Genomic DNA, 26,340 nt, shown 5'->3' with positions numbered 1-26,340 from the left:
ACCAACTTTAATGTCACTGAACACATTGTTAATTAATGTAGATATGAAAATATTCATCGATTAAGTTAATTCATCTTGAGCCGTCCTGAGAAATTAGGACGGCTCATTTTTGATGGAAAGATAAAAAAATAAATCAAACTTCATCGTTAAATCCGGTAGTGTCTGCTATCATTTATAAACGATTACATCCTGCGGGACCTAGGGTAGTTAAGATATCATGATTTTCAAAGAAACAGTAGGCATAGAACAGAAAACAAGTTGTCATGAAAGAGGAAATCCATATGCTGTATATATTCGGCGGGTTGCCAGGCACCGGTAAGTCTACATTAGCATCAGCTTTAGCAAGCGAACTGCGGGCACCGTATCTTTGGGTTGATGTCGTAAGTAATGTAGCAGAGTCTCTAGGAATTCCGTTTGTCGAAATCGAAGTGGTCTGTTCGGACGAATGTACACACAAGCATCGAATTACCACTCGTACAACGGATATTCCTGGATTTACCCTCCCCACTTGGAGTGAGGTGAAGAACAGACATTACGATGCTTGGGACCGTGACCACATCGTGATTGATACAGCGCATCAGACCGTGACGGAAAGCTGGATGTCGTTACGTGAACAACTAAGTCTGAAGAAGTTAGCTACTTAGATAACCCAAGAATCCCCTGAACATCGGTCGCCGGAGGTCTCCCATACTGGCGGGCATATTCGCGGCTGAACTGGGAGGGGCTCTCATAGCCTACGCGGAAGGCGGCATCGGAGGCTTGGAGGGATTCGGTTAGCATGAGGCGGCGGGCTTCCTGCAAGCGGATGACCTTCTGGTATTGCAGCGGACTCATGGCAGTGACGCGCTTGAAGTGCTTGTGGAAGGCGGAGTTGCTCATATTTACGGACTCTGCAAGCTGTTCAACGACAAGGGATTGATCGTACTGCTTAGTGATCACTTGGATAGCTTGAGCAATCCGGTGCGCATGGCTGCCGATGATGGCGAATTGATGCAGGTGGGAGCCCTGGTCGCTTTGAAGAACGCGATACAGAATTTCGCGGATCAAGAGCGGGGCCAGAACAGGGATATCCTGTGGCGCATCGAGTAACTGGATGAGCCGTACGATGGCAGCAAGTAAGGACTCAGAGGTTCGGGCAACTGTGATGCCGAGGGACGTTTCACCGGGAACGAGGGTGGTGTCCGCCATTTCTTTTACAATTTCCAGGATGGTGCCAGGATCGAAGCTTAGCTTGATGCCAAGAAACGGATGATCAGGCGAAGCTCCGGTTATTCTTCCGTTGATCGGCAGCTCAACCGAAGTGACCAGGTAAGTGGAAGGATCATAATGATAAGTTTCGCTGGACAGGGTGGCTGCTTTGGCTCCTTGGGCAACGACACAGATCGACGGCTTATAGACAGACTCCAGCGGTTCTGCTGCATCCGTGGCGCGCATCAACTGCAAGGAAGGAATATGCGTCTGGTAGGTGCCTGCAGATGGAGCATGGCGAAGAATCAGCGCAGCCAATTGCTGCAAAAGCGGCCCGGTCCGCAATGTATCGTCCAAGTTAGCTGCCTCCTTTTCATGTGGTCATAAGGTTTGCTGTTATCATAGCGGGAAAAAGAGAAATAGGCAAGAAGTGAACAGGTCTGTTATAACGGGATGCTCTTCGATTGATGTACAATGAAACCATAAGGCCAACAGATCATCATCCGGCCTAAGCGAACTTAAGGAGAGTGGTCTAAGTGAGTCAGAACGGAAAAGTAGCCATCGTCACAGGTGCATCGAGGGGCATTGGAAGACAAATCGCTATTCAATTGGCCGGGTTAGGAATAAAAGTAGCTGTCAATTATTCATCTAACCCTGGGAAAGCGGACGAGGTCGTCCAAATCATTAAGGAGTCTGGCGGGGAAGCGATAGCCGTTCAAGGCGATGTAAGCAAGGTGAGTGAGGTCGAATCCCTGTTCTCGGAGACAATCGGGCAATTCGGGCGCATCGATATTTTGGTGAATAATGCCGGAGTTATGGAATGTGTGCCTATCGCAAACGTAACAGAGGAGATGTTCGACCGTCAATTTGCTGTCAATGTCAAAGGCACTTATTTCGCCTGCCAGCAAGCGATGAAGCATATGGAGCGGGGCGGAACGATTATCAACTTCTCGACCTCTGTATCGGGTGCAATGCTGCCAACCTATAGTGTCTATGCTGCAACCAAAGGGGCAGTCGAGCAGTTAACCCGCCAGTTAGCGAAGGAATTCGGAGCAAAGGATATCGTTGTGAATTGTGTTGCACCCGGGCAAGTATCGACGGAGTTATTCCTGAACGGGAAATCTGAGGAGCTGGTGGATTCCTTCCGGCGGATGAATGCTTTTGGACGGCTTGGCGAGCCTGAGGATATTGCGAATGTGATCGACTTGCTTGTCAGTGACAAGGCCCGCTGGATTACAGGACAGACGATTCGTGTGAATGGTGGATTCAACTGATACAACTGATGAGTTACCTCCTCTAACGCCTATGGTTTATAATGGGTGAAAAGGAGGGGACGAAATGAATAAAGGCATGCTTCTTGTTCTAAATGGAACTTCAAGCTCCGGGAAGAGCTCCATCTCGGCTGAACTTACGAAACAGAAAGAGATTCCGTTTTATCATGTGTCGATTGATGATTTTTTCATGAATTACAATGATTTCATTAATCATAAATTTCCAGACGAGCCTGTACGGGAAATAGACCATCAGGTGGTCTCGCAAATACTGGATGACTCCATAGTCTCCGTGTACTACTCGACGATTAAGCTGTTATCCGAAATGGGATTCAATGTCATCGTGGATACCGTATTCGACAACGATAAGAGATTTAATGAGTTTTGGGATCATTTTGCTGATCGGACTACGCTATTTGTTGGTGTCCTATGCTCCCGGGAAGAGCTCATCCGAAGAGAGCAGGCCAGAGGGGACCGGCAGATTGGTCTAGTGGATGCCCAGTTCGACATCGTCTATCGTTTTGATGAATATGACCTTGAAGTGAACACGGAAGAGCTGACTCCGGCAGAATGCGCCGAACAGATAATTAACTATATTAAGTCCAATCAGGAATACTCGGCATTTCAGAAATTGTGCAAAAGAGATGGTAATCTTAATAGAACGCTACTGACATAACGTTGTCAGGAAGGGTGGGTATAATGAAGACTATATAAACCTACAAACACGAATATTAGGAGGCTATTATGTCTGTCATTGGACCCGATTTCATCTCACTTCAGGTCAGCGATCTTGAAGGCTCTGCTGAATTTTATCAACACTATCTTGGACTCGTCCGTTCACAGGCGGGCCCGCCTCATGCGGTGGTTTTTGACACAAAGCCTATTGCCTTTGCACTTCGTGACCTCATGCCGGGAGTCGAGCTCATTACGGGGACTCAGCCTGGACTTGGTGTTGCGCTATGGCTCTATGCCCCGGATACGCAAGACATTCACGATAAACTCGCAGCAGCAGGCGTGACAATTACATCCGCCCCCATCGACGGCCCCTTCGGACGTACCTTTACCTTCGCCGATCCGGACGGTTATCTGATAACTCTTCACAGTAAAGGCTGATTACATTAAGATTATATTACTTTAAGTATATTGCTCCCCATATGGTAAACAGGTGAACTGATAAATCCTGTTGCTAAATGGGGAGTTTCTGTTTGACCGAATTGTATTTTATAGAGAAAGCAGATGCGAGAGAGAAATTTGTGGTGAATTATTTAAGAGGAGGAAATATTATGATAAAAAAATGGACATTTGCATTGCTTTCATCAGCATTTCTTATGCTATCTTTAACAACTGGGTCTAGTTATGCGGCTGAGGCACAAACATCTACAACGATTAACAATGGTCAAATAAACAACGGACGAGTCTTAATTCCCTTACGTGCTGTCTCCGAAAATCTTGGCGCAAGCTTGGAATGGTTTCAAACAGATAAAGTTGTTAAAATCAAAAACGGGAATTCGACTATATGGCTTGCGGCAAATTTCAAACGTGTGATTATTGAATCTGCTCCATCGAGTGAAACTCCAGATACACCGTCACGGAAATATGTCGATTTGGATACTGCAACACAAGTCATCAATGGAACAACTTATGTTCCTCTTCGTTTTGTTAGTCAGTCGTTAGGGGCAACGGTAATGTGGAACCAACTGTCTAAACAAGCAACAGTAACAGTGGGTAACAAAGGATTGGTTGTTAATATGGAGACCCCATCTGTTCAAATTCCGGAAAAGAATAAAATTTCTGAAGCACGTTTGAAACTTCTATCAGATAAATTAAATCAAGCCTCAAATGTATCTTCAATTAAAAATGTAAATTCAACCTTTAAACCGTACTTCACGGATAAATTAATTAAGTCTATTACTCAGAACAAAGGATTGAAAACAGCGGGTACTTATGAAACGCCTGTCACTTCACCTATTTATACTAGTAAGAATTCTTGCACACTTTCACAATCTGTAATAGTAGCGAATGGTCTTACAGGTGAAGATCAATATGCAGAAGATCGGACAGTCTCGCTAATATTCGCGAACGGAACTTGGAAGGTGGATAGCGTCACCAAGGGGTCTAGAGTTCTGATTTCGGGATTCTCTGATTATCATCCACAGTGAACAGGAGGTGTGTAAATTTGAGACCTGGGGTGAAGTGGTCAGCCTTTTTCTTATCCCTACTGGGTATTGGACTAAGTTTTCTGTTTCTGTTTGATAACCCATACAGTGAGCAGGCGGTATCCAGCAGCACACAAGTGATTGTGGTCCTCATGCTCATTGTACCTTCAGCCGTCATGGCCATTTCAATCTGGCGTGGTCTTCGCTTACTTATGGCCATTTCTTTGATCTGGCTGGCACCCTATTCCTTCTATTTCGCGATTGCATCTATTCCGAGCATTTGGAACGTTTTTTTCCTGATCCTATTGGTTCAATTCGTGGCTACCGTTTCATGCAAACGCTAGGACTTCATCTATGAGACCGCGAGGAGTTCGACCTGAAGGAGCTGCGCCATATTCGCAAGGGGCAGCCCTCTTTTTTGTGGCGAGCTATCGATCTTCATTATTTTTCCAAACAATGCACAACAAAACCGGTACAATCACCGTCTAACCTAAAGAATGGAAAATAGCCTCTGAGGAGAGTGAACCACAGGTGTTTAAAAAGCTGGCTTTAACCCTACTAATGACGACGATGGTGTTCAGTGCAGGCATAGCGGGTCCATCGCAGGACAAGGCCCAGGCTGCCGGTGCTGGTACTGTGCAGGCCAAGACAGCAGATCAATTATATCCAATTGAAGTGAACGGGAAATACGGCTTCATCAACGGCAAGGGCAAGGTGGTTATTGAAGCGGTGTATGATAGTTATGGTTACTCAGGAATGCCCGGAGGGACGGTGTATGTCGAGGACCATGCGGCTAAAAAGCAATATTATCTCAGTTCAGCAGGCACCAAGCTGTTCGAATACAAGTTGAGAGATGCCGGCATTCTGTATAATGACCGCGCGCTGTATACAGCGAAGGTTCAACTCGCCGGCGGGGCCACGGCGACCCGGTACGGGTATATCGATAGCCAAGGCAAGGTGGCCATACAGCCAATCTATGTCCGGGCATTTAATTTCTCCGAAGGTCTGGCCCGGGTCAATATGGGTAAAGCCTCGGGTTACATTAACACTAAGGGCACGCTTATCGTTCCTTACAGATATAGCTTTACTTCTGATTTCTCGGAAGGCATGGCGGCCGTTACACTTGCCGTTGGCGGCAAATACGGCTATATCGACACCACCGGCAAGCTTCGCATCACCCCAAGGTATGATTACGCCACACCGTTCTCCGGCGGGGCGGCAGTTGTGTATGTGAACGGCAAATACGGCTACATCGACAAAACAGGCAATTACCTGATTAAGCCGCAGTTCAGCATGGCCCAACCCTTCTCGGAAGGGCTGGCGTTCGTCGAGCGCAATGGAGCCACCTTCTATATTAATAAGAAGGGCGCCAAGGTCATTCAGGGATTCACGGCTGGAGGTTTGTTCAAGGGTGGTCTGGCTCCGGCAAGCCCGGGGCAGAGGTACGGCTATATTAATACCTCTGGACGCTTCGTGGTTAAGCCGCAACTCTATTGGGCCGCTGATTTTAAAGGCGAACTGGCAGAAATCACCCTGCTGGTTCCAGATACTCGCGAGGAAATCAGAGGGTACATGAACCGCAGCGGAACCATCGTCTGGCCGCCGGCTTCCGAGCTTCCGGGCGGAGTGGTGAAACCGTAACTAAATCAATCAAGGGTAGAGGAGGCAATAATATTCAATGGGCAACGACTTATACAGAAAACTAGGGGCAGCCTTTCTGATTACGGCCGCGTTAATCTACACTATCGAGCGTGTAGGTACATTGATCGCTCGAAATTATGAAATTTCTGCGTTATACCAAGCGCAAATGTACGATGTCCAGCCTAAAACTCATATCGCAGGCTTCTTCGATAATCTCTTTGTGCCAATCCTTACGTTAATTGGTGTGATACTATTCGTATACGGTTTTCCGAAGAAAACAAAATAGGAGAGTGAACAGCGATGAACAGTGATGAAAGGTTTTCGAACCGGGTCGATTCCTATTTGAAGTACCGCCCAAGCTATCCACAAGAGGCTATTGATTATTTGTACGACAATATTGGTCTGCGCCCGAACAGTAAAATAGCAGATATCGGTTCTGGCACTGGGAGCCTGTCCAAGCTGCTTCTGGAACGCGGCAGCGATGTAATCGCGGTCGAGCCCAATCAGGCAATGCGTGAAGCCGCAGAGCAAAGGCTCAACAGCAACCCGAGCTTCCAGAGTAGATCAGGATCTGCGGAAGCTACCGGGTTACCGGATCGGTCGGTTGAGTTTATTGTCTGTGCGCAGGCATTTCACTGGTTTGACCGGCAAGCCGCGCAAACGGAGTTCCGGAGAATACTACAGCCTGGCGGGAAAGTCATACTCATATGGAATTCCCGGCTTACAAACGGTACTTCATTTCGTGAAGAGTACGATCAACTGCTTCACACCTACGGAACCGACTATGAACAAGTGAATCATAAAAACATTTCTCAGGCGATGCTTGTCTCTTTTTTTAAAGAGAATACGATGCATAAAAGCCAGTTTGAAATGACTCAGGAGTTCGATTTCGAGGGTCTGAGCGGCCGGCTGTTATCCTCCTCCTATAGCCCTGTTCCCGGACATCCGAATTACAATCCGATGATGACAGAGCTGCAGAATATATTTGACAGGCATAATCAGGGCGGTGTGGTTCCATTTGAATATGAGACTGAGATTTTTTGGGGAGAAGTATAGTTAAAAGGTATACACATGATCCTTAATATCCGCCCAGGCAAGCGTTCCATCCGGCATCCAGCCCAGCAGTGTGCCTGCGGATATGAACGTAAAGGTCCGTTCCTGAGTGTCATAGACCTGTATGGTTCCTGTATCCGACTGGAAGGCTGCGAATCTGTTGTCGGGTGACCACATCAGCCCGGATAGCAACAGGTCATTATGCGGTTGCCGCTCATGCTCTGCGAGATCCTTCTTTAGCTGGTCCGTGATCCGCTGATCCTGCATCACCGTGGACGTTCCGCTTCCGGTGTTGTAACGGACTTGTCCAAGCGGGTTATGCTCACCTCTGTCTGCGGGAAGGATCAGATTTGAATCGTCCTCCCAAGTCAGAGAATACACGAACAGGAAGCCGTCACTATGGGAGATGAAGGCGGCGTTCTGCTGCGAATGCAGTATTTTCCCCTTCTGATCCAGCACCGTCAGGTCCGCCCCAGGTCCAATGTATTCGTCATGAGCAGTTAATACAGCTATGTGCTTGCCGTCAGGCGAGGAGGACATGCCGTAGACCGGCTTGCTGAATACATGAAGCTTCGTACGGGTGAAGCCCTTCAGGTCTACACGATACAGCGTCTTATTGCCCGAGATCATATAAGTAAAGTCCCCATAGAAGCGGTCAGAATACATCTCATGGTAACCATAGTCATTGCCGTAGGCATCCTTCTCCTGAGCAAAAACCGGAATCTCCAGCGCCTCGCCTGTCAGGGCGTGCACCAGATGATGCTTCTCCTGTCCGTAGAACAGATAGGAAGGGGCAACCGATTCCCGGGTCTGAATGGACTTGATCCAGCCCGTGTTCCAGGCAGGTACTACGCGCCGGGTACCGGAGGTGACGCCTTGGAACAACAGACTGCCCTCACCGTCTGCAGCTCTAATCACTACCGTGTTACGGTACGGCTGCTCTGTACTAGCATACTTGCGCCCGTCTGTGGTGACGGCTTCGTCCAGATTGAACGTCCCGGACCAGACACTGCCCTCATCGAGATGCAGGCGGATTTGCACAAACCGCGGAGACTCCCATTCCAGCGTGTAACGGAATTCGGTCTCGGGATCACTGGTCTGTAGACTATTTTTCAGCGCTTGCTCCAATGATCGCTGGTCAATATCAAAGTTGGATTTCACCTGCACCAGTTGTCCGCCTCCGCCGATAGTTTTCAATTGCTCAATATAGAGCAGCGGTTCTTCCTCGATTGAAGATGCTGAAGGGGAAGGGGTGGCTGACACAGCTGTGGGTGATACGATGGATGGGGAAGCTGTGGGCGGAGCTGAGGAAGAGCCGTTCACGCCCGCCTTGTCTGCCCCCTGACACCCTGAGAGCAAAGCCGCCGCCAGCACAATTGCTGCCATATAGCGCATACATAAACCTCCTGTTGTGTTCGATTGTCCTATTGTTTTCAGAGAATAGATAGATTTTCCATATTGTTATGGACGCGGTTGCTGCGCAGAAGTTGCAGATGCCGGTTTGACTTCCATTCTCTGCATGGCTACCATGGAAGCAAAGCTTTGGGTGATATGCCACAAACAGAGGTGATCCTAGATGATAAGAGAAGTAGAGATGCAGACTCATTCCTTGAAAGAAATGAAAGACTTTTATGAGAATACTCTTGGGCTGGCGGTATTCCAGGAACATCGGGCATCCTTCAGTGTACGAGCGGGAGAGTCCAGTCTAACCTTCAATGAGTCTGATCCAAGCAGACAGCCGAAATATCATTTTGCTTTTAATATTCCTGAGAATCAGATCAATGAAGCGTTGCGGTGGTTTACTCCTAAGGTGTCTGTCATTCCTAATGAGGGCCAGGAGGTTGTGCGCTTCGAGTCTTGGAATGCCGATTCCATCTATTTCTATGATCCGTCAGGTAATATTGTAGAGCTGATTGCCCGGCACAATCTGAACAATTCCGCCAATGGAGCCTTTTCTCCAGCCAGTCTGTTATGTGTAAGTGAGATCGGGCTGCCTGTACCCGATGTGGAGGAGGCGCTGCTTAAGCTATCTCGGGTAGGGATTGTTCCTTGGCAGGATTACCATAGCCAGTTCGCCGCTGCAGGTGACGAGCACGGGTTGATTATTGCTGTGAAGCAAGGCCGGGTCTGGTTCATGTCTGATCAGGAGGAAGCCTATCCGCATCCGCTAACTATTAAGACGGCTGTTTGTGAGATCACGCTGGATGATACAGAGGGGGTGCAGGTCCGGGGGCTTCGTTAAGCTAACCGTACAGAATGAGTATAACGGTTCTTTCTTTTGACTTCCCGGCTACGAATGTCTACCCTGAAGTTACATAATAAGGAAAGCGAGTGAACTTATGAATAGATGCGCTGACAGGCTGAACGTTGTCATTCGGGACACGGAAGAGGTTAAGCTGTCACGCCAATCCACTTCCGTGTAGGCACAACAGATACGGAGGGATAGCTTTTGAAGAATACACAAGCAGGCTTTGAGTACAGTGGGGATCATTATGAAGCAATCGGAGATTTCATGCGGGAGCAGTATTTGACATTCGGTTTCGCCCAGGGAACGATGCAGGAAGTAGACTTTTTAATGGAGTTAATGAATCTGCGGCAGGGTACCCGCACCCTGGATATTGGCTGTGGTCCGGGGCGGCATAGTCTGGAATTGGCTCGGCGCGGAATTAGAACAGTGGGCGTGGATATTTCTGCGGAATTTATCAGGCACGCGAATAGCGAAGCTGCGAAGGAAGAGTTACAGGCAGCATTTCTGGTGGCGGATGCCCGCGAGTTAACGTTTGATCAGGAATTCGATGGCGCAATTTGTCTGTGTGAAGGGGCCTTTGGACTGGCTGGCAGTGAAGAGAATCACCGGAAGGTCCTTAAAGGAGTTCATCGGGCGCTGAAGCCGGGTTCTCTATTTGTTCTTACGGTAATTAATGCACTTAACTTAGCCCGGCGTATACAGGATGAGTCGTTATTTGACCCGTATTCATGCACCGTAATCCATAAAGAAGAGGTTCACAGCCCCGAGGGCGAATCCAAAGAGGTATTGATCTATACCACAGCTTTTACCTTCCGGGAATTACAGATGCTTCTGGTTAGTGAGGGCTTTGTAGTGGAGGCCGCATATGGCTGTACCGCAGGACAATTCGGGAAACAGCCTTTACAGCTCGGCAGTATGGAGATTATGATGGTTGCCCGCCGTAAGTAAATAGTAGTGTGGTGAATAACCAGCGGTAGCCGGGACTCTTAAGGGGCCAGGGCTGCCGCTGTATTTTGATATGCGCCCGTCTGTGTTAGTTTACTGGACCTGAAAAGAGTTTTAAAAAAGAAACTGAGTTGAGAAGATTATGCAACTTTTGGAAGAGCGGTTCAGTCTATTATGGTGAGGTGACAAATCAACAAGTGGAGGATATTCCATGAACTACAAAAGGAAAGTCGTGTTTATTGGTTTGCTGCTTGGTGCTTTATTAGCAGGATGCAGTCAGAATGTAAATTCATCTTCAAATACTCCTGCAACTGAAAATTCCGCCAATAATGAAGGTGAAGGAATGACAGAAGCCGAGCCGTTCTCTTATACCGCAGAACAAAAAAATGAAATTAGTGAAGCTGCTAAGAAAGCCGGATTAGATAAAGTCTATATCCCTACAGTAGAATTAGGTGTCGATGATTTTCTGGATCGTGTTGAAGCTAAAGACAATCAAGTCCGTATTGTATTTTTTCGCGGTTCAATCACTCAATCCAGAGAAGAACTTAAACCAACTAACGAGATTGCTTCGACTAAAAAAGTTGTGCTTTCTAAAAATGTATCGGGGGAGTGGATCACTCAAGAGAATGGAGCAACCTATTTATACTTTGAAATAGGCGGACTGCATTTCAGTATGGAGTCAGCTAGAGACATTTCTCAGGCTGATTATGAGAGAGCGGCCGCTTCGCTTGAACCATTAACAGTTCAAGATAAGGCAGGTACGAAAACAATTCCTTACGCCATTACAAACAGTAGCGCCATTAGCTACGGAACATTTTCTGAAATGGATGCACAAACAGATATTGTTGTTAAGGGAACGAAGGCAGGGGCTCAGGAAGTAGTTCTGAAAAAAGAAGATGTGGACGGATTGGTTATTGACAATCGCACATTATCCAAATTTGTACTGAGCGATGTATTTAGAAATAATACCGGTCACACGTTGTCTAGCGGGGAGACCATCACCGTCCAAGAAAATGCAGCGGCCGACTCATCAAGAGTTTACAGCACATTTGGATATCAGTTGATGAATGAAAATGAAGAATACTTGCTGTTTTTGAGAGAGAGCCTCACTGATCCTGGTGTATACATTATCCGTGGCGTTGTTTATGGTAAAGTACCTGCTGCGGGTGAAGGCATTCAATCTAAGAGCACTGCTGATGATATACAGTTTAAAGGAGACGATTACACCAGGGTACAATTAGATACTATTTTTGAGGACGCCCGGAAAGCATATCTAAACTGAGTGTAAGTGATCTTTGTATAGCAAATGAACCTTTTCCCCGCTCCGTTTGTTTATAACTTGCCAGGCTCTGAGTAGTGAAGCTTAACAACCAAAGCGGGGGGATTAAAGGTGTCTATGATATTGGCTATGCATATTGCTACACATCTGCTTACGGGCAGTTTTATTGTATCGATTGTGCTTATGCGCAAGGCGATTTCTTTTAAGGAAAAAGTGGTTTTGCTCGGACTGAGCTCGTTCCTGGGCATTGTGCCAGATCTGTTGGGGAACAGGTATGTATCTCCTTGGTCGCACTCCATTATAGTCATGGGGCTGGTTATGGTTCCGATTGTGTTCCTGTTCAGGCTGCTGCTGAAAAAATATTCGTATACCCAGTTATATCTGTGTCTAGCGGGGAGTGTGCTGGGGCATATTCTTGTGGATTATTTGGGACATGGGGTCCATTTGGTCTATCCGCTGTCCAGCGAAGCTTATAGGCTGCCCTTGATCTATCTCGGTGATCCTACGGTTTGGATGCCTATGTTAGTGGGGGTTATGAGTTTTGTGCTTCCGGTGTCGTTGGGCAGAAGACGGGTGCTTAGTTCGGGTTGTGCTGTGTTTCTTGTCCTGTATCTCAGTCTTAAGCTTGCCATGCTAATGCAACTGGAACAAGGGCTTCCGCGTAAATTCACACTCACTCCACAGGCAGCCGTTCAGGTGTATCCGCTCGGGGATTATCAGGTTCACAAGCTGAGTGATTTTTGGAAAATGGGGTTTGACGTCATCGACTCCCAGCGAAGGGTGCTTGGGGTGTTGCCTGTCTTGGGCGGAGAGGTCCGTTTAGACTTGAATATGATCTTTGCCGTTAAGAGTGACGTTGTCCGCAGCAAGACGGGAAAAGACGGGCTGGAGCAAGTATACCGGAAGCTCCCTGCCGGGGATGAGGCTTCATTTGAAGTGATGGAGGAGAGCGGGGAAGGGCCTGCCGGAGAGATTGTTGCACGCGACCGGGAGGGGAATCCCCGTTATTTCATCTATAAGGATGGAACTTGGGTGGAAGAACAGAGGGAATAGACTATTGCAAAGTAGGGGGAGCGCGTGGAGGACATTCAAGCACTTATTCAAAAGCTAGACTGGGACACACCTGAAGCTGAACAAGCGGAGGCTATGGGTCCATCAGCCAGCCTCAATATCTTAATGCAATCTTAATGTCTTTGCGTAATCCTTAACGCTATATTAATGCCGGACATGATATGTTGAAGGTCACAGAACATTCTTCTGTGGTCTTTTTGTTGTGTCCGAGAATGGGAGCAGATGGGGTACAACCAAGATCCTACAAATAATAAGCGAGTGGTGAAACCGAGTGATTTCATTTTTAAAACGATTTTTAATTGGCAGGCCCTTAAAGTCCAGTGAATTGGGAGAGCAAAAGTTAAATAAAAAGAAAGCGCTGGCTATACTGTCTTCAGATGCGCTGTCATCCGTTGCCTATGGGCCGGAGCAGATTCTGATTGTTCTGGTTACGATTGGGGCAGCCGCCTTCTGGTATTCGATCCCGATTGCGCTGGGTGTGTTGATCCTGCTGACCGCGCTCATTCTGTCCTACCGGCAGATTATTTTTGCTTATTCCCACGGCGGGGGCGCCTATGTGGTGTCCAAGGAGAACCTGGGCAAGTATCCGGGGTTAATAGCCGGCGGTTCGCTGCTGGTTGACTATATTTTAACGGTGGCTGTAAGTATTTCGGCGGGTACGGATGCCATCACCTCAGCGTTTCCAAGCCTGCATGAGCATAAAGTGGTGATTGCCATTGCTTTTGTGCTTCTGATCACGATTTTGAACTTAAGAGGGGTCACGGAATCTGCCTCCGTCCTCGCTTATCCGGTCTATTTATTCGTCCTGGCCTTATTCATCCTGATTGGTACAGGTCTGTACAACATCTTGTCAGGTAACGTTCCGGCAGAACTGCATACCTCACTGGGTACTCCGGTAGCGGGGATCAGCCTATTTCTATTATTGCGCGCATTTTCTTCCGGGAGCTCTGCGTTAACGGGGGTCGAAGCGATCTCCAATGCCATACCGAATTTCAAAAGCCCGGAAGCGTCCAACGCCTCCAAAACCTTAATCGCCATGGGAGTTTTACTGGCCGTAATGTTCTCAGGCATTGTGGTGTTAGCCTATTATTACGGGATTGCTCCCCGTGCTGACGTCACTGTGGTATCGCAAATTGCCGAGCAAACCTTTGGCCGGAATGCGATGTACTATTTTATCCAGGGAACGACTGCATTAATCCTGATCCTGGCTGCCAATACCGGCTATTCCGCCTTCCCATTGCTGGCTGTGAACCTTGCCAAGGATAAATTCATTCCGCGAATGTTCACCATGCGGGGGGACCGGCTGGGTTACTCCAACGGTATTATCATATTGGGTGTTCTGTCCATGGTTCTGATTTATGTCTTTGAGGGGAAAACGGAGCAGCTGATTCCTTTATATGCTGTAGGTGTGTTCATTCCCTTTACGTTGTCGCAGAGCGGGATGATGGTGAAATGGCTACGTGAAAAGCCTGCGGGCTGGGTGCAAAAGTTCATCATCAACACCGTTGGCGCTCTAATCAGCTTCGTTGTGACGATGATGTTCTTCATGACCAAGTTTACTCAGGTATGGCCGGTATTTGTCTTTCTGCCGATTCTGCTCCTGGTGTTCCACCGGATTCATAAGCATTATGAGGCCATTGCGGACCAGCTTAGAATTTCGACCTGTGAGGAAACGATCAAGATTGAAGGCAATGTGATTATCGTGCCGGTCGCCGGAATCACTCATGTCGTGATGAACTCCCTGGAATATGCCAAGTCGCTGTCTCCGCAGCAGATTATAGCCGTCTACGTGCCCTTCGAGCGGGAAGATGAAGCGGTGTTCGAGGAGAAGTGGAGAAAGTGGCAGCCGGACGTAAGGTTAGTAACCCTATATACTCCTTATAGAAGCATTGTACAGCCGTTGACCAAGTTTATTGATAAAGTGAATTGGAAGGCCGCAGAGTTGAACCATAGGGTAACGGTAATTATTCCACAGTTCATTCCGAAGAAAGGCTGGCATAATATCCTTCATAATCAATCGAGTCTGCTGATACGCGCCCGTCTGCTGTTCCGCAGCGATGTGATTGTCACTACAGTGCCTTATCATTTGAAGAAGTGATGGATTATAAAAAGCCTGCACCCCATGCCGGGAATGCAGGCTTCTTGCTGTTATTAAGGTTCGTTAACTTAGCCTAGCTTAAGCAGCCTGCTTCGCAGGCAGCAGACGGCGGATCAGCTTCGCCAGCTCCATCACAATGACTGCGCCTAGGGCGAGTCCGGTGGCGGTCAGCCAGTGGTTCATCCCGAAGGTGGCAGGGATCGAGAAGATCTCTCTGACACCTGGCAGGACCGCAATGCCGTAGAAGGCAAAGCAGATCAAGACCGCGCCGATTACATATTTGTTGCTGAAGAAGCCGGCCTCCACAGAGGTCTGGCTGTTGGAGCGGGCAGCGAAGGTCTGCAGGGTGCGCGCCAGAATCAGCGTGGTGAAGGCCATCGCAATCCCCATGTCATCCGAATGCTGCAGCCCGATATACTGGGAGATAATCACGGCAATCCCTATCAGCAGACCACGGGTGATCACTGCCTGCATCATCCCGCCTGCGAAAATGCCCTCGCTGATGTCCCGCGGCTTGCGGCTCATTACATCCGGCTCGGCCTTTTCCATGCCCAGCGCAATCGCCGGGAGGGAGTCGTTCGCCAGGTTAATGAATAACAGCTGAATGGCCGTGAACGGATTGATCCAGTCGAAGATCAGGGCGAACAGGATGGCGATAATCGCACCCAGATTGCCCGCGAACAGATAGGCGATTGCCTTCTTGATGTTATCGAACACCGTCCGGCCCACGGCCACCGCATTGACGATGGATACGAAGTTATCATCAGTTAGGATCATAGCCGCCGAATCCTTGGCGACATCGGTTCCGCTGCCCATCGCAACCCCAATATCAGCCTGCTTCAGTGCCGGGGCATCATTGACGCCGTCCCCGGTCATGGCGGTGATTTTGCCCTTGCGCTGCCATGCCCTGACGATCCGGATCTTGTTCTCCGGGGAGACCCGGGCATAGACACCAATCTGCTCCAGCCGGCTGTCGAGCTCCTCCTCGGACATGGCATCCAGCTCCTGGCCGGTGACGGCGATCTCATGCTCTGCCATCAGTCCGATGTCGCGGCCGATCGCCTGGGCAGTAGTCTTGTGGTCCCCGGTAATCATAATCGTGCGAATACCTGCTTTGTTCGACTCGGCGATAGAGCCATATACGGCCTCGCGCGGCGGGTCAATCATCGCCGACAGGCCGACCAGCACCAGGTCCTGCTCATCGTCAAGGCCCACCTCAGTCACTGTGTCCGGCACGTTCTTATAGGCATAAGCAAGCACGCGCAGCGCTCTGCCGGAAAACTGTTCATTCGCTTCATTGAAGTTTTCCAGGACCTCTGTCGTCAGCGGAACCTCCTGGCCCTCCAGCAGGACATGGGAACATCTGCTGAACAGGACATCCGGTCCGCCTTTGGTCAGTAGTGCCTTCTGCCCCTCGAACGTATGCAGCGTAGTCATCAGCTTACGTTCAGAGTCGAACGGCAGCTCGGCCTCGCGCGGGAAGTTATCGCGGATCTCGCGGTAATCCCTGTCCTTGCTGTTGCTGAAGGCAATCAGCGCTACCTCGGTCGGGTCGCCCAGCTCTTTGCCTTCCTCATTAATGTTGGAATCGTTGCAGAGCACGGCAATATGCAGCAGCTTGCGGGCTTCCTCCGACCAGTCATCGGCCTTCAGCTTGAACTGCTCCTCCGGTCCTCCGGGGAGGAAATAATCCACAACCGTCATTTTATTCTGGGTCAGCGTCCCGGTCTTGTCCGTACAGATGACACTCGTTGATCCCAGTGCCTCTACAGCAGGCAGCTTACGGATAATAGCATGCTGCCGGGCCATCTTGTTCGTGCCCACGGAGAGTACAATGGTTACGATAGAAGACAATGCCTCGGGAATAGCGGCAACGGCTACTGCTACAGCGAACATCAGGGCATTCAGAATAGCCTCGGTGGTATCCACCGTCTCATTCGAGAGCCAGACGCGTGCGGCCTGAATGCCGAAGATTAGCACCGACAGCAACAGGACGGCGATCCCCAGCTTTTTGCCGAAGCTCTCCAGCTTGCGCTGCAAGGGCGTCTGCTTGGCTTCGGCACTCTCGATCAGCCCAGCAATCTTCCCGAGCTCGGTGCCGAGTGCCGTTCCTGTAATGACCAGCGTCCCCCGGCCATAGACGACCAGCGAGCCGCTGAAGGCCATGTTGCGCCGGTCGCCCAGCGGAGCCTCCTGCAGGATCGGGTCGGTATGCTTATCCACGGCTTCGGATTCGCCGGTCAGCATGCCCTCATCAATCCGCAGACTCCCGGATTCAATAATCCGTCCATCCGCAGGCACATAATCGCCAGCTTCCAGGAAGACGATGTCGCCCCGGACCAGTTCCCTTGCCGGAATCGACAGTAAGGCCCCGTCCCGCATGACCTTGGCTTCGGGTGCGGACATTTTGCGCAGGGCGTCCAGTGAGCTCTCTGCTTTCCGGGTCTGCACCACACTAATTACAGCATTCAGAATCAGCACCACGAAGATGATAACGGATTCCATAATATGTCCCATTACGATCTGAACTGTAGCCGCGATGAGCAGCACAATGACCATAGGATCTTTGAAATTCTCCAGAAACAGCTTCCATAGCGGGTCCTTCGCTTTACCCTTCAACTCATTGTAGCCTTCCTTGGCCAGCCGGTTGTCTACTTCAGCAGACGTAAGCCCGCTTGCGGAACTGTTGACTTCTTCCAGGGTGTCTGAACTATTGCGGCGGTAATACTCCATCAGGAACAAGCTCCTCTCCCGTGTTTCTTTGTCTGTATGGTTCAAATCTACGTTAGGAATGATGACAAGTTTCAGCATTCTCAGCTCGGGCGACTAATTACTTATACCCCAATAGGCCATAGTTAGATAGAATGAATGAAGATAATTATTCGTTAATGGTGAAAAATATTTCGTAAAGGCAGGGTTCTGCTTGAATCGGCAATGAAGATAACTATTTCCTTCCGCTGATTTTCCTCGTTTTGAACGGCTGGACCATTGCAGTTAACCTATACCCATCTATCATTGCCAGGAATGAGGCATACTATTTTAGCGACGGCCTGCTTCTGGCAAGAATTATGAAGAGTAGAGAGATCCATCACGAATGATTCTTCTCCTATGTGTTAAGGCGCTTCGGCATATAGCCCAAGCGTCTTTTTTTGTACTTTTTAGAGCAAAACCCATAAATAGTGGTATTTTTCCCAATGAGGGGTTCCTTATGCGGGGGAGAGACAAGCACTATAATATGAAGGCGGTTACAAAAAACCGAGGATGAATATAAAAGGGGAGGCAAAGTATGAAAAGTATGAAGCGTGTTTTAACGGGGCTCTCAACAGTACTCGTGATGTCATCTGCTCTGGCAGGATGCGGCGGCGGGAATTCGGATTCCAGCTCATCCGGCGCAGCCGCGACAACGGCTCCGACCGCATCGAATGCTGCAGAGGCCACCAAAGCTCCAGCTGGTAGCGGTGAGAAGGTAACGATCAATCTGTGGAGCTTCACCGATGAAATTCCGAACATGACCAAAAAGTATATGGAAGCGCATCCTGATGCGAATGTGGAATTCAAAACTACGGTAATTGCAACTACAGACGGTGCTTATCAGCCTGCACTTGACCAGGCACTGGCAGGCGGCGGGAAGGATGCCCCGGATATTTACGCAGCGGAATCCGCATTTGTACTTAAATACACGCAAGGCGATGCATCCACCTATGCTGCGAATTATGCAGACCTCGGACTTGATGATCAAATGGTAAAAGATGCTGGCATCGCCCAGTATTCTGTAGATATCGGCAGCAGCCTTGACGGTCATCTGAAAGGCCTCGGTTACCAGGCTACAGGCGGTGCCTTCATCTATCGCCGCTCCATTGCCAAGGATGTCTTCGGAACCGATGATCCGGCTAAGATCAAAACAGAGGTTGGGCCCGGCTGGGATAAATTCTTCGATGCAGCGAAGAAGCTGAAGGCTAAAGGCTATGGTATCGTATCCGGCGACGGTGATATCTGGCACCCGATCGAGAATAGCTCGGACAAGGGCTGGATCGTGGACGGCAAGCTGCACATCGATCCGAAGCGTGAAGAATTCATGGATCTCTCCAAGAAGCTGAAAGACAACGGCTATCATAACGATACAACAGACTGGACAGAAGCATGGTATGCCGATATGTCCGGTGCAGGCGCTCAACCTATCTTCGGATTCTTCGGTCCGGCTTGGCTCATCAACTACGTGATGAACGGTCAGGTGAAGGATACCAACGGCGACTGGGCTGTAACTGAACCAACCACAGGCTTCTTCTGGGGCGGTACTTGGCTCTTGGCCAATGCCGAAGTAACCAAGGATGAAGCGAAGAAGCAAGCCGTTGCAGACTTCGTTAAATGGGTTACACTCGACAGTTCTGAGACGGGCCTCCAGTATTACTGGGCTAACGGTACGATGAAAGCAGGCGAACAAGGCACGAAGGATAGCGTAGCTTCCTCTGTGGTGATGTCCAAGTCCAATGGTGAAGTTCCATTGCTCGGCGGACAGAACATGTTCGACGTCTTCGTTCCGGCCAACGCGAATGCTTCAGGTAAGAACCTGACCCAATTCGACGAAACGATTAACAAAGCCTGGCGCGAACAGGTACGTGAGTACACTGCAGGCAATAAGACCAAGGAAAAAGCAATCGAAACCTTCAAGTCGCAAGTCAAAGACCAGCTGGGTATTGAAAGCGAATAAGAGGAATTCGAAGGGGCGGGGGATTATCCCCGCCCCTATAATCAACTAATGAGGTGAGAGCATGCGCCGCAAGGATGTCAGCTATGCGAAATTCGGCTATATCTTTACTTTTCCATTTGTACTTGCCTTTCTGATTTTTTCGCTGTATCCGATTCTGTATACAGCAGTCATCGGGTTCACGGATATGAAGGGGCTCATTCCGAAGCCTATACATATCCTTGATAACCCGTTCCAGAACTTCAAGGATCTCCTGTTCGATAATGTTTCATTCCGCAAGTCCCTGATCAATACCTTCCTCCTGTGGATTACCAACTTTATTCCGCAGATGGCCCTTGCGCTTTTGCTGACCGCCTGGTTCACGAACAAGCGTCTGAACGTCAAAGGACAAGGCTTGTTCAAGGTTCTGCTCTATATGCCGAATATCATCACTGCAAGTACGATTGCCGTGCTGTTCAGTACATTGTTCGCATATCCTATGGGTCCGGTCAACAGCCTGTTTCAGATGCTGGGCTGGAGTGATTCTCCAATCTTCTTCCTGCAGGATAAGACGACAGCCCGCGGCATTATCGCCTTCATCCAGTTCTGGATGTGGTACGGGAACACGATGATCGTCCTGATTGCAGGCGTAATGGGGATTAACCCGGCGCTGTTCGAGTCGGCGGCGATTGACGGCGCGAACGGGTTCCAGACCTTCTTCCGGATCACCCTGCCGAGTCTGCGTACCATCCTGCTGTTCACCCTGATTACCTCGATGGTCGGCGGTCTGACCATGTTCGATATTCCGCAATTATTCCTGGCGGGCGGACCGGATGACTCTACGCTTACTACGTCCATGTTCATCTATGGGCAGGCGTTCAAGGGCAGCTACATGTATAACCGTGCTGCAGCCGCGAGTATGATCATGTTCCTGATTTCTGCTGTACTGTCCGGCCTCCTGTTCTACGTGATGCGTGACCGGGACGCAGCCAAGTTGAAGAAGATCCAAAAACAAACACACAGAAATGCTGCCCAGGCAGCGGCTAGGGAGGTGTAATCCATGGAGAAGAATCGGGAAAGCAGTAAAGTCACCCAAACTGTCAACAAGACGATTATCTACGTGGTTTGCATCGCTTTGGCAGTACTCAGCATTTTGCCGTTCTGGATTATGTTCGTGAACGCTACACGCTCTACACCGGAGATTCAGAGCGGACTCTCCTTGCTCCCTTCGAGCCACATGATGGGCAATCTGAAGGTGCTGCTCGACAAGAGCTTTGATCCACTGCAAGGCTTCATGAACTCCTTCATTATTGCCAGCGGTGCAACACTCTGTACGGTCTACTTCTCCTCACTGGCTGCTTACGGACTGGTAACCTACAGCTGGAAGCTGCGGGGCGCGTTCTTCACCTTCATTATGTGCGTGATGATGATTCCTTCCCAAGCCAGTGCGATCGGCTTCTATCAATTCATGTATAAGCTGCACTGGACCAACAACTTCCTTCCGCTGATCTTGCCGGCCATTGCAGCGCCTGCAGTGGTGTTCTTCATGCGTCAATACCTGCTTGCTACACTATCCATTGAGATCGTAGAGGCAGCCCGTGTAGACGGATCTGGCGAGTTCCGTACCTTTAACCGGATTATTATGCCACTGATGATGCCGGCCATTGCGACACAAGCCATTTTTGCTTTTGTAGCCAACTGGAACAACTTGTTCATGCCGTTAATCCTCCTTACTCAGAAGGAGAAATATACGATGCCTATCATGGTCAGCTTATTGCGCGGGGACATCTACAAGACGGAATTCGGCTCCATCTATATGGGGCTGGCGCTGACCGCATTGCCGCTGTTCGTAGTCTACTTCCTGCTGTCCCGTTATATTATCGCAGGTGTAGCACTGGGCGGAGTCAAAGAATAACCGGATCAGGATAGCTGTGAAGACAAACCATACTGCAGAGAAGGTCCATTCCGGTGGATCATTCTACTGCAGTTTTTTGTATGCTTAGATTCGGTTCAGTACGGATTAATGTTACAATTCTAGTGACATTATCTGTGATATGGAGGTAGCCATGACCTATAACACAAGAGCCGCCAGCGAGAGCGATCTGGGCAGTTTATGTTCAATCCGCAACCATGAGGGCATATTCCGCAAGTATCTGGATCAGCAGAAGCGAGGGGAGATATGCTTTATCGTTGCTGAGCAGGGTAGAAGGATTACAGGGTTCGGGCTTCTGAAGTTAAGCGGGAGTACCGAACCCAAATTAAGTGATCTCTATGTACAAAAAGCCAGCCGGGGAAAAGGAGCAGGCTCCGCTCTGATCCGTTATCAGGAGGAACTGGCCCGGAAGCTGGGCTATTCTGAACTGTTTGTCAGTGTTGATCCGCTGGACAATCCAAGGATGATACAGCTCATTACAAGGCTTGGCTATCAAGCGGTTACGGAGCCTTACCTGAGAACAGCTGTTTTTTATAAGGAAGACGGTAGCGAATATGAGACCACCTATACCAGAGTGGATCTGCACAAGCGGTTGAATGAACATCCGGCATCAGGTAAGGTGGAAGGATAAGCGGATAGGGGGAAGCAGGAGTGAAAATCGGATTGTTAATTATTGATCTGCAAGAGGTCCATGTCAGCGGGGTGGAGCAGAAGGAGATTGACCGTGCCTGCGAGTATATCAATTATGTCTCCGGGCTGCTGCGGGCCAAGGGCCATGCCGTGATTCATATTCAGGACATTGAAGGGATGCAGCCCTCTGAGGAAGCGAAGTTCGCGATCATCCCCGGAATTGAGATTCAGGAGACGGATTTCAACGTGAAGAAGGAATACTCGAATGCCTTTTGGAAGACGGATCTGGACAAGCTTGTGCGGGAGCAAGGCATCGATCTGCTGATTCTCTCCGGCTATGCCGCCGAGCATTGCGTTCTGTTCACCTATAACGGGGCTGCCGAAAGGGGAATCAAGGCGGTGCTGCTGCAAAATGGGATTCTAAGCTCTCATCAGGATGTAATCACGGCGGCGTACAGGGACCGGAATCTGGTTTCGTATCCTGTGATTCAAGCGTTGGTGCAATCTTAGTTTTCAACAACAAGGAAGCCTCAAGCACCGTTTGGCGCTTGAGGCTTTCTTGTTGTTTAGGAAATTATGATTTTCTTCTGTTGTGGATAAGTGGCGCGCAGGTAATCTCATTCACCCGCAAGGTGATTTTGTTCCGGATAGAGTAAAATATTCCGGGTTAGAGTGAAGCCGGACTTTATTTCCCCTCAGTACGGGCTAACTCCGCATGCACGATAGGGGCAACCTTGGAGCCTAGCAGCTCGATGGCACGCAGGACCTCGCGGTGCGGCATGTAGCCGACATTCACATGCAAGAAGAACCGGGTCACGCCGAGATTCTTGCGCAGCAGAATGATCTTCTCGGCGACATACTCTGCGTCACCGACATAGAGTGCTCCGCGTAAGCTGCGGGCATCGTCGAAGGCTGCGCGGTTGTAGGTTCCGCCCCAGCCCCGTTCGCGGCCGATGACATTCATCTGCGCCTGGGTGGACGGGTAGAACAAGGCCGCAGCCTGGTCGTTAGTTTCACCTACGAAGCCGTGGGAGTGTGTGGCGATTTGCAGTTTGTCCGAATTATGTCCGGCGCGTGCTGCCGCCTCCTTGTACAGGTTCACCAGCGGAGCGAACCGTTCTGGCATTCCGCCGATAATGGCGAAGGCGATAGGCAGACCAAGGGTTCCAGCCCGCACAGCGGATTCAGGGTTGCCGCCGCTGGCGACCCAGACCGGAAGCGGGTCCTGAACAGCGCGTGGATAGACCGGCAGATTATTTATAGCCGGACGGTGCCCACCGCGCCAAGTGACCTTCTCGGAGGCGCGGATCGCCAGCAGCAGCTCCAGATTCTCCTCGAACAATTCATCGTAATCTTCCAGACTGTAACCGAACAGCGGGAAGGACTCAGTGAACGAACCGCGTCCGGCCATAATCTCTGCCCGTCCGTTCGAGAGGCCGTCCAGCGTAGCGAACGCCTGATAGACCCGCACCGGGTCATCCGAAGACAAGACGCTGACCGCACTGGTCAGTCTGATCCGCTTGGTTGTCGCTGCCGCTGCGGCGAGGACTACAGCCGGGGCACTCCCTGCATAATCCTTACGGTGATGCTCGCCTATTCCATATACGTCCAGGCCCACTTGGTCAGCGAGCACAATCTCCTCGACAGCTTCCCGCAGCCGTTCTGCATGGCTGATTGTCTGCCCCGTCACCGGGTCAGGTGTAGTCTCCAAAAACGTGCTTATCCCTATTTCCATAATCTTCTTCTCATCGGCCATGTTCATCCGCCCCTTTCTTTCTTCATGTCATCATTCTACTATACTTTTTAATGTTTCTCAACTTTAGTAAGTGAAATAGGTGATTTTTATTGATTTCTTATTGTATGGGAAACTATAGTTTTAGCAGATCGAATCGATGTATGCGAAAAACCCAGCACAATTGGATCGGACAGGTAGCGTAGGCGAAATGTAATCGAAAAACCGATTACAATTGGACCGGACGCGGTGCGTAGGGGAAATGTAGTCGAAAAACCGATTACAATTGGACCGGACGCGGCGCGTAGGGGAAATGTAGTCGAAAAACCGATTACAATTGGACCGGGTGCGGCTCGTAGGGGAAATGTAGTCGAAAAACCGATTACAATTGGACCGGGTGCGGCTCGTAGGGGAAATGTAGTCGAAAAACCGATTACAATTGGACCGGACGGATGGCGCATAGGCGAAATGCAGTCGAAAAACCGAACACATTGGGCAGGTAGGAGGGTGCGGGGGCGAATGTAATCGAAAAACCAAACACATTGGGCACGTACGAGGGTGCGGTCCACACTTGTTCTCACGCCAAAGAGACCGGGTTGCCCCGGCCTCTTCGGCGGGCCTGCTGTCTTCAGGATTCAGGATTTATCCTTCTTGACGGCAAGCTGTACAATCATAATAACAAGAACGAGCAGTGCGATGAGCTGGTCTGTACTCATGGTAGTCCGAACCTCCAATCCCGTAACAAGGATGGCTCTTTACGGACCTGCATCTCCTCTCCAAGAAGCTGCTTCGTTCCCCTTAATCCAGCCTATGTATTCATACATACACTTAGTACTTAAGCATATAAATATTATTGCAGCAGACGGCTGCCGGTCGGACGGTAATGTCTCTGAACAGGCTTGCGTAGCGCAGGTGAACCTTCCAGCAATTTTTATCTTGTACTTCGGATGAGGCTGCTTTAGTATATATAAATTGGCTTATATTTATATCTACTGTAAGGAGTGCATCAGGGAATGCTGCAGATCAAATGGGGGGCTGAATTATGGTTGTGATAGCCTGCCTGATTTTTGTTGTGACTTTGGTTTTTGTGATCTGGCAGCCGCGGAATTTATCAATTGGCTGGTCCGCCTGCGGCGGGGCGATTCTCGCGCTTGCGGCAGGAGTGGTTAGCTTCGGCGATGTCCGTGATGTGACGCTGATTGTATGGAATGCAACGCTTGCCTTTGTAGCGATTATTCTGATTTCCTTAATTCTCGATCGTGTCGGCTTCTTCGAGTGGGCGGCGCTGCATATGGCGGCGGCGGCACGCGGCAACGGCACGCTGATGTTCATCTATGTGATTGTACTGGGTGCAGTCGTGGCGATGCTGTTCGCCAATGACGGGGCAGCGCTGATTCTGACGCCGATTGTGCTGGCGATGGTCCGGGCGCTGAATCTGGACGAGCGCAAAGTCTTTCCTTTTATTATTGCCAGCGGCTTCATTGCCGATACCACCTCGCTGCCGCTGACCGTCAGCAATCTGGTGAATATTGTCTCTGCCGATTTCTTCGGCATCACCTTCATGCAGTATGCAGGACACATGTGGCTGCCTACCCTGTTCTCGCTTGGAGCAAGCATTCTGGTCTTATATCTCTACTTCCGCCGCAGCATTCCGAAGGAGTATGACACCGCCGGAATGAAGCTTCCGGGGGATGCCATTAAGGACCAGCGGATGTTCCGGCTATCCTGGTTCGTACTCGCGCTTCTGGTAGCCGGATATTTCGTCAGTGAATTTCTGGACATTCCGGTATCCGTGGTAGCGGGAGTGATCGCAATCTGTTTCCTGCTGATGGCCCGCAGAAGTCCTTACGTGAAGACGATGGAAGTGGTCAAAGGGGCGCCTTGGGCGATTGTTTTCTTCTCCATTGGCATGTACGTAGTGGTGTATGGCCTGCGTAATGCGGGACTGACGGATGTGCTCGCAGAGATGATCAGCGGAATTGCGAAGCACGGGCTCTTCGCAGCCACGATGGGGATGGGCTTCCTGGCCGCGCTGCTCTCCTCCGTGATGAATAATCTGCCGACCGTGCTGATCGGGGCGCTGGCCATTGATACCGCACATGCCGCGGGTCTGGTGAAGGAGGCTCTGATCTACGCCAATGTTATCGGTTCGGATCTGGGCCCCAAGATTACACCGATTGGTTCACTGGCCACCCTGCTGTGGCTGCATGTGCTGTCCGGCAAGGGTGTGAAGATCTCCTGGGGCTCCTATTTCAAAATAGGGATTATCCTGACGGTTCCCACACTGTTCATCACGTTGCTCGGTCTATATTTGGAGCTGAAGTGGCTCTAATCAGAGACCTGGTAAACGAACCGGAGGCCACGATCCCGTGTACAATTCATAATATAGAAGGAGCGGTGCAGACCTAGTC

Annotated in this window: 24 protein-coding genes; 20 read left to right on the top strand and 4 right to left on the bottom strand. The window is 49.8% G+C overall.

Translation table 11 applies throughout. The annotated features are described in order from the left end of the window. The first annotated feature begins 263 nt into the window (after window positions 1-263). A complete protein-coding gene (locus NYE26_RS27040) occupies window positions 264-644 on the top strand; it encodes an AAA family ATPase (RefSeq protein WP_339251511.1) in 381 nt (126 codons plus the stop codon). Here the strand turns inward: NYE26_RS27040 and NYE26_RS27035 are convergent. Then, the gene (locus NYE26_RS27035; protein ID WP_339251509.1) at window positions 637-1,545 is read right to left on the bottom strand and encodes an AraC family transcriptional regulator; all 909 of its coding nucleotides are present in this window, start codon (window positions 1,543-1,545) and stop codon (window positions 637-639) included. The two genes, NYE26_RS27040 and NYE26_RS27035, sit on opposite strands and share 8 nt — an antisense overlap. Window positions 1,546-1,724: 179 nt before the next feature. On the opposite strand from NYE26_RS27035, the gene NYE26_RS27030 reads away from it, so the two are divergent. The 8 genes from NYE26_RS27030 to NYE26_RS26995 all read left to right on the top strand — a co-directional run bounded on the left by NYE26_RS27030 (window position 1,725) and on the right by NYE26_RS26995 (window position 7,312). Continuing rightward, a complete protein-coding gene (locus NYE26_RS27030) occupies window positions 1,725-2,462 on the top strand; it encodes an SDR family oxidoreductase (protein ID WP_339251507.1) in 738 nt (245 codons plus the stop codon). Between the two features lie 64 nt (window positions 2,463-2,526). Further along, complete coding sequence (locus NYE26_RS27025) at window positions 2,527-3,135, top strand: AAA family ATPase (protein ID WP_339251505.1); 609 nt, start codon at window positions 2,527-2,529, stop codon at window positions 3,133-3,135. 68 nt (window positions 3,136-3,203) lie between these two features. Further along, window positions 3,204-3,572: a VOC family protein gene (locus NYE26_RS27020; protein ID WP_339251503.1), complete on the top strand. Its 369-nt coding sequence runs from the start codon at window positions 3,204-3,206 to the stop codon at window positions 3,570-3,572. A 92-nt stretch (window positions 3,573-3,664) separates the two neighbouring features. Further along, window positions 3,665-4,618 (top strand): copper amine oxidase N-terminal domain-containing protein, encoded by a 954-nt coding sequence (locus tag NYE26_RS27015; protein ID WP_339251501.1) that lies wholly within the window; start codon window positions 3,665-3,667, stop codon window positions 4,616-4,618. 17 nt (window positions 4,619-4,635) lie between these two features. After that, window positions 4,636-4,959, top strand: a complete 324-nt coding sequence (locus NYE26_RS27010) for a hypothetical protein (RefSeq protein WP_339251499.1) — start codon at window positions 4,636-4,638, stop codon at window positions 4,957-4,959. A gap of 187 nt (window positions 4,960-5,146) precedes the next feature. Further along, window positions 5,147-6,256 (top strand): WG repeat-containing protein, encoded by a 1,110-nt coding sequence (locus tag NYE26_RS27005; protein WP_339251497.1) that lies wholly within the window; start codon window positions 5,147-5,149, stop codon window positions 6,254-6,256. 37 nt (window positions 6,257-6,293) lie between these two features. Beyond that, window positions 6,294-6,542, top strand: coding sequence for a hypothetical protein (locus tag NYE26_RS27000; protein WP_076081789.1), 249 nt, complete (start codon window positions 6,294-6,296; stop codon window positions 6,540-6,542). A 14-nt stretch (window positions 6,543-6,556) separates the two neighbouring features. Continuing rightward, the gene (locus tag NYE26_RS26995) at window positions 6,557-7,312 is read left to right on the top strand and encodes a class I SAM-dependent methyltransferase (RefSeq protein ID WP_339251494.1); all 756 of its coding nucleotides are present in this window, start codon (window positions 6,557-6,559) and stop codon (window positions 7,310-7,312) included. Here NYE26_RS26995 and NYE26_RS26990 read toward each other — a convergent pair whose 3' ends face one another. Next, window positions 7,313-8,704, bottom strand: coding sequence for a hypothetical protein (locus NYE26_RS26990; protein WP_339251492.1), 1,392 nt, complete (start codon window positions 8,702-8,704; stop codon window positions 7,313-7,315). It lies immediately after the preceding gene. 181 nt (window positions 8,705-8,885) lie between these two features. On the opposite strand from NYE26_RS26990, the gene NYE26_RS26985 reads away from it, so the two are divergent. The 5 genes from NYE26_RS26985 to NYE26_RS26965 all read left to right on the top strand — a co-directional run bounded on the left by NYE26_RS26985 (window position 8,886) and on the right by NYE26_RS26965 (window position 14,950). Next, window positions 8,886-9,551 (top strand): VOC family protein, encoded by a 666-nt coding sequence (locus NYE26_RS26985; RefSeq protein ID WP_339251490.1) that lies wholly within the window; start codon window positions 8,886-8,888, stop codon window positions 9,549-9,551. Window positions 9,552-9,758: 207 nt separating this feature from the next. Next, window positions 9,759-10,505, top strand: a complete 747-nt coding sequence (locus tag NYE26_RS26980) for a class I SAM-dependent methyltransferase (RefSeq protein WP_339251488.1) — start codon at window positions 9,759-9,761, stop codon at window positions 10,503-10,505. A gap of 208 nt (window positions 10,506-10,713) precedes the next feature. Beyond that, window positions 10,714-11,784, top strand: a complete 1,071-nt coding sequence (locus NYE26_RS26975; RefSeq protein ID WP_339251486.1) for a hypothetical protein — start codon at window positions 10,714-10,716, stop codon at window positions 11,782-11,784. Window positions 11,785-11,898: 114 nt separating this feature from the next. After that, a complete protein-coding gene (locus NYE26_RS26970) occupies window positions 11,899-12,834 on the top strand; it encodes a metal-dependent hydrolase (RefSeq protein WP_339257632.1) in 936 nt (311 codons plus the stop codon). Window positions 12,835-13,123: 289 nt separating this feature from the next. Continuing rightward, the gene (locus tag NYE26_RS26965; protein ID WP_339251484.1) at window positions 13,124-14,950 is read left to right on the top strand and encodes an APC family permease; all 1,827 of its coding nucleotides are present in this window, start codon (window positions 13,124-13,126) and stop codon (window positions 14,948-14,950) included. A gap of 78 nt (window positions 14,951-15,028) precedes the next feature. Here NYE26_RS26965 and NYE26_RS26960 read toward each other — a convergent pair whose 3' ends face one another. Further along, window positions 15,029-17,683 (bottom strand): cation-translocating P-type ATPase, encoded by a 2,655-nt coding sequence (locus NYE26_RS26960; RefSeq protein WP_339257630.1) that lies wholly within the window; start codon window positions 17,681-17,683, stop codon window positions 15,029-15,031. Between the two features lie 553 nt (window positions 17,684-18,236). Between NYE26_RS26960 and NYE26_RS26955 the strand changes: the two genes are divergently transcribed. From NYE26_RS26955 to NYE26_RS26935, 5 genes are all read left to right on the top strand, one after another. After that, window positions 18,237-19,658: a carbohydrate ABC transporter substrate-binding protein gene (locus NYE26_RS26955; RefSeq protein ID WP_339251483.1), complete on the top strand. Its 1,422-nt coding sequence runs from the start codon at window positions 18,237-18,239 to the stop codon at window positions 19,656-19,658. Between the two features lie 61 nt (window positions 19,659-19,719). Then, window positions 19,720-20,691, top strand: a complete 972-nt coding sequence (locus NYE26_RS26950) for a sugar ABC transporter permease (RefSeq protein WP_036730473.1) — start codon at window positions 19,720-19,722, stop codon at window positions 20,689-20,691. 3 nt (window positions 20,692-20,694) lie between these two features. After that, on the top strand, window positions 20,695-21,549 hold the full coding sequence (locus tag NYE26_RS26945) for a carbohydrate ABC transporter permease (RefSeq protein ID WP_036730471.1): 855 nt from the start codon (window positions 20,695-20,697) through the stop codon (window positions 21,547-21,549). A 151-nt stretch (window positions 21,550-21,700) separates the two neighbouring features. Beyond that, window positions 21,701-22,198: a GNAT family N-acetyltransferase gene (locus tag NYE26_RS26940; protein WP_339251480.1), complete on the top strand. Its 498-nt coding sequence runs from the start codon at window positions 21,701-21,703 to the stop codon at window positions 22,196-22,198. A gap of 20 nt (window positions 22,199-22,218) precedes the next feature. Further along, entirely contained in the window at window positions 22,219-22,707 is a 489-nt protein-coding gene (locus NYE26_RS26935) for an isochorismatase family cysteine hydrolase (RefSeq protein WP_339251478.1), read from the top strand. Window positions 22,708-22,882: 175 nt separating this feature from the next. Here NYE26_RS26935 and NYE26_RS26930 read toward each other — a convergent pair whose 3' ends face one another. Further along, window positions 22,883-23,953 carry an LLM class flavin-dependent oxidoreductase gene (locus NYE26_RS26930; protein WP_339251476.1) on the bottom strand — a complete coding sequence of 357 codons (1,071 nt, stop codon included), beginning with the start codon at window positions 23,951-23,953 and terminating at the stop codon, window positions 22,883-22,885. A 1,018-nt stretch (window positions 23,954-24,971) separates the two neighbouring features. On the opposite strand from NYE26_RS26930, the gene NYE26_RS26925 reads away from it, so the two are divergent. Further along, window positions 24,972-26,261, top strand: coding sequence for an arsenic transporter (locus NYE26_RS26925; RefSeq protein ID WP_209876682.1), 1,290 nt, complete (start codon window positions 24,972-24,974; stop codon window positions 26,259-26,261). Window positions 26,262-26,340 lie beyond the last annotated feature (79 nt).

Origin of the sequence: Paenibacillus sp. FSL P2-0136 (assembly GCF_037975325.1) — a bacterium.
In the GTDB taxonomy this organism is placed as follows: domain Bacteria; phylum Bacillota; class Bacilli; order Paenibacillales; family Paenibacillaceae; genus Paenibacillus_AQ; species Paenibacillus_AQ silagei.
The sequence above is the reverse complement of the archived record's forward strand: the minus strand, read 5'-3'. Positions and strand labels throughout refer to the sequence as shown.

What these genes read in the sequence shown, in the direction of transcription:
- NYE26_RS27020 (WP_339251503.1), top strand. Translation starts at nt 3,204, where the DNA reads ATGTCTGTCATTGGACCCGATTTCATCTCACTTCAGGTCAGCGATCTT.
- NYE26_RS26975 (WP_339251486.1), top strand. Translation starts at nt 10,714, where the DNA reads ATGAACTACAAAAGGAAAGTCGTGTTTATTGGTTTGCTGCTTGGTGCT.
- NYE26_RS26990 (WP_339251492.1), bottom strand. Translation starts at nt 8,704, where the DNA reads ATGCGCTATATGGCAGCAATTGTGCTGGCGGCGGCTTTGCTCTCAGGG.
- NYE26_RS26950 (WP_036730473.1), top strand. Translation starts at nt 19,720, where the DNA reads ATGCGCCGCAAGGATGTCAGCTATGCGAAATTCGGCTATATCTTTACT.
- NYE26_RS26930 (WP_339251476.1), bottom strand. Translation starts at nt 23,953, where the DNA reads ATGGCCGATGAGAAGAAGATTATGGAAATAGGGATAAGCACGTTTTTG.
- NYE26_RS26960 (WP_339257630.1), bottom strand. Translation starts at nt 17,683, where the DNA reads ATGGAGTATTACCGCCGCAATAGTTCAGACACCCTGGAAGAAGTCAAC.
- NYE26_RS26985 (WP_339251490.1), top strand. Translation starts at nt 8,886, where the DNA reads ATGATAAGAGAAGTAGAGATGCAGACTCATTCCTTGAAAGAAATGAAA.
- NYE26_RS26995 (WP_339251494.1), top strand. Translation starts at nt 6,557, where the DNA reads ATGAACAGTGATGAAAGGTTTTCGAACCGGGTCGATTCCTATTTGAAG.
- NYE26_RS27040 (WP_339251511.1), top strand. Translation starts at nt 264, where the DNA reads ATGAAAGAGGAAATCCATATGCTGTATATATTCGGCGGGTTGCCAGGC.
- NYE26_RS26945 (WP_036730471.1), top strand. Translation starts at nt 20,695, where the DNA reads ATGGAGAAGAATCGGGAAAGCAGTAAAGTCACCCAAACTGTCAACAAG.
- NYE26_RS26970 (WP_339257632.1), top strand. Translation starts at nt 11,899, where the DNA reads ATGATATTGGCTATGCATATTGCTACACATCTGCTTACGGGCAGTTTT.
- NYE26_RS26955 (WP_339251483.1), top strand. Translation starts at nt 18,237, where the DNA reads ATGAAAAGTATGAAGCGTGTTTTAACGGGGCTCTCAACAGTACTCGTG.
- NYE26_RS26940 (WP_339251480.1), top strand. Translation starts at nt 21,701, where the DNA reads ATGACCTATAACACAAGAGCCGCCAGCGAGAGCGATCTGGGCAGTTTA.
- NYE26_RS27000 (WP_076081789.1), top strand. Translation starts at nt 6,294, where the DNA reads ATGGGCAACGACTTATACAGAAAACTAGGGGCAGCCTTTCTGATTACG.
- NYE26_RS27025 (WP_339251505.1), top strand. Translation starts at nt 2,527, where the DNA reads ATGAATAAAGGCATGCTTCTTGTTCTAAATGGAACTTCAAGCTCCGGG.
- NYE26_RS26925 (WP_209876682.1), top strand. Translation starts at nt 24,972, where the DNA reads ATGGTTGTGATAGCCTGCCTGATTTTTGTTGTGACTTTGGTTTTTGTG.